Origin of the sequence: Vibrio sp. 10N.222.49.A3 (assembly GCF_041475145.1) — a bacterium.
Lineage (GTDB): Bacteria > Pseudomonadota > Gammaproteobacteria > Enterobacterales > Vibrionaceae > Vibrio > Vibrio tasmaniensis_A.
Window position 1 is genome coordinate 1 of record NZ_JBFRVM010000130.1, and the last position, 3284, is coordinate 3284.

General features: G+C 36.8%; 2 protein-coding genes and 2 pseudogenes. All 4 read right to left on the reverse strand.

The features are described from left to right. Nucleotides 1-205: 205 nt before the first annotated feature. Nucleotides 206-346: pseudogene (locus AB4589_RS19625) on the reverse strand (helix-turn-helix domain-containing protein); the annotation flags it as partial. 485 nt (nt 347-831) lie between these two features. Next, nucleotides 832-1653, reverse strand: coding sequence for a glycosyltransferase (locus tag AB4589_RS19630; protein ID WP_372101547.1), 822 nt, complete (start codon nt 1651-1653; stop codon nt 832-834). A gap of 2 nt (nt 1654-1655) precedes the next feature. Beyond that, nucleotides 1656-2642 carry a sugar transferase gene (locus tag AB4589_RS19635; RefSeq protein ID WP_372101548.1) on the reverse strand — a complete coding sequence of 329 codons (987 nt, stop codon included), beginning with the start codon at nt 2640-2642 and terminating at the stop codon, nt 1656-1658. 235 nt (nt 2643-2877) lie between these two features. Further along, a pseudogene (locus tag AB4589_RS19640) lies at nt 2878-3150 on the reverse strand (transposase); the annotation flags it as partial. Nucleotides 3151-3284: the final 134 nt, after the last annotated feature.

A 3284-nucleotide genomic window follows, 5' to 3' on the forward strand; every position in this document is an offset into this window, starting at 1 on the left:
AACCTTCAGACGCAAGTAATACCAATCCGGAAAATTAACTGATCAGGTTTATCCAATCCCTTCTGCTCATTTTTGTGACACGATCTTTGCACTCAAGAAATCCATTCCAAGCGCGACAAACCTTGGAAACAATGTCGTTATAATCAGTGAAACTTTGATTCGCTAGATAATGTTGTCGCAACCAACTCCAAACTTGCTCTATAGGGTTAAGCCCTTCCAATCCTTCTTCAAGAAATGCTTGAACCCATTTGTTTACACTAGTTCGACTGACTTTAAGGTATTTGGCAATTTGAGTGCGCGAGTGACTTTCTTTGAAGTGGGCAAGTGCTAGCAAGCGAACCTTCATTTGAATGGTTTTTTGTTGGCTTGCTAGCTTTTTAAAATCAGTATTATTAAGGCTATCCATGGCGATTTTCTGTAAGAGTTCGACGGTCTTAATTAGATCATATTTTTACTTTAATTGGTATAAAACCGCTTTGATGCGGTCACGCACTCGACCATCACGAGTTGAATCGTGCTTATCTTCGAGTTGTTGTTTCTGTTGAGGAGTCAGTATTATTTTCATGGTGTGTAGCATGATCCTGATTTTCTGAGAAATCAAGCATCTTCAATGATCACGGGTATATCACGAGTGGAATCGTGTATCTGTTCGAGTTCTTATTTCTTCAGTGGAGATAGAGTTACTCTCATGGTTGCGTAGCATTATCTTGTTTTTACAGAAAATCAAGCATGCTCAATGAGCACGGGTATAGTATTAGTGGGATAAAAGAAATAATTTGTCTATTACGAATAGCTTAACAAAGCCAATGGTTAAATTGGCCTTATCAATAATTAAGATGAAATTTGATGCCTATTTAAAGAGTAAATCTTAGATAGATATTTACTTGGGAGTAGTCGTAATAGAGCTCTTAAAGAAAAATAAACTAAAACTAAAGGATTTCTTGTTAGTTTTAGTTTGTAAACCTCTTGCATTATTTTAATTTCACTTTTTGCATACTTGAAGCCGCTTCTTCTTTCCAACATACCATTGCCAACTCTAGCACTAACTAATATAGTGTTTTGGTTAGCCAGCAAATAACCTTTAGCTTGAAGCCTTAGCCATAAGTAATAATCTTCCATAAAATAAAGGTGTTTATAACTACCAACATCAATTATTGCTTTTTTTCGGAATATTACAGCCATATGATTGATAGGGTTGCGTCTCAGAGAGTATGCTTTAATATTTTCTGATTTAGGTACAGCTCTAATTCTTGATGGTAATTTGTGGTCTGTTTCAAATTCGTTTATATTGCAGCTTAATGCCGCTACCTTTATGTTCAAGTCCATGTAAGCAACTTGTTTTTCGAACCGGTCTAGGTGGTTTATATCATCGGTATCAACTCGAGCTATTAAGTCATGACTGCACTCTTTTAACCCTGCATTTAAAGCATCTCCCAATCCTACATTTCTTGGCAAAATAACTTCTTTGATCGGTAGTTTTTTCTTCCACTTATCTAACGTTTCGTATAGTGCATCAGTTAAAGGACCATCATGAACAACAACTACTTCGTTGGCTTCAAGTGTTTGCCAAGCTAAGCTTTCGAAGCATTGCTCTAGATAAGCGGGCTCTTCTTTAAAGTATAGAGAGCATAATACGGAGAACTTCGAACTCACTTCTATCTTCCCATTCCAAATACTACAGTCTTAATTGTTAAGAGTAAAATCTTCAATTCCATACGCCAGTTTTGGTGTTTGATATAGTAAATATCATACTTGTGCTTCCAGACTGCGTCTTCAAGGGAAGCTCCGTATGGATATTTCACTTGTGCTAGACCGGTCACCCCTGGTTTTACAGCGTGACGGAAGCGATAGTATGGGATCTCTTTTTCCAAATCTTCAATAAAAACTTCTCGTTCGGGCCGAGGGCCTACCATTGACATTTCACCCTTATATACATTTATTAGCTGGGGTAGCTCATCAATACGAGTTTTGCGAATGAAGTTACCGATTTTAGTGACACGAGCGTCATTCTTGGTTGCCCACTGTGCACCGTTCTTTTCGGCATCATTACGCATTGAGCGAAACTTGATAACTTCAAATTCTTGGTTATATTGTCCAGTTCTTTTTTGTTTAAAAAAAATAGGACCTGGTGATTCAATTTTGATTAAAATTGCTGTTAAAAAAACTATTGGGATAGCGATTAAACCAATCATAAAAACAAACAGTAAATCGATGAGGCGTTTTTCATTGACGTGTCTTTTATTTGACAAAATAGAAAATGCTTTTTGATGAAGAAAGTACCCGCTGTGGAGTAGTTCTGTTTCTGTATAACCAAGCGTTCTATCAAAGTAACTGACTAATGGTTCAACCCAAGCTCCAAGTTCAGTTGCCCCAATTAAATATGCTCGCTGCTCTTTTGATAGCTCAGAACTTTGAAAGTGACATAAAGTGTGCCCTTTGAAGTCTCGAATTGAATAATTGTTAATATCACAATTTATATCATGTTTTGAAAGTACTACCCTTATATTTTTAATGCAAATTTCAGGGCAATAAATGTGAATAACTTCCTTGTTTTCACTGCAAGTGGAGTTACATTCAGGGGGAGTGATATTGTTTGATGTACTTAAATGTTGATTGTCTCTATTTGCAACTGAAGTTTTCATTACGACGCCGTCTATAAAAATATTACATAAATCGATCTAGAGCAGATTATAAGCGATTTTTACGTTTTAAGAAACTCTCTTATTTATTGGTATGATTCTAGATTCGTATGTGAATTGCCCTCTCTTATTTCAGTTTTAAGTGGCTTTGTGGCCTAAATCAGTTGAACCTTTTTCGAGTCTTGCGCTCTGATCCTTTATGATGGTTAGATCTGTGGTTACATGGGTAAGTCTAAGTTATCGAGTCGATAAATCCTTGCACTGCTCTCAGCAGCATACAAAAAACTCGTTTCACCATTAGTGTTGTCGTGATAGCCAAATCACTGAATCGACTTGGCCTCTCGCGCTTATTCTTTTTGCTTTGTACCCAACCGCTTATCGCCTCTTCATCAACCCAAAAAGTCAGAGAGTCACGGTTAATGAGCGATTGGTTGTATTGTTTCCAGTTATTTGTTTTATAACGAGGTTTAGGTTTAGGTTTAGGTTTAGGTTTAGGTTTGTGAGATGGAATAGAGGTAGCTGTTCAAATCGTAGGTTCTTGATTTAGTGCCACGGAATTCCGTAACAAAGCCAATTTAATTATATACCCGTGATCATTGAAGATGCTTGATTTCTCAGAAAATCAAGATCATGCTACACACCATG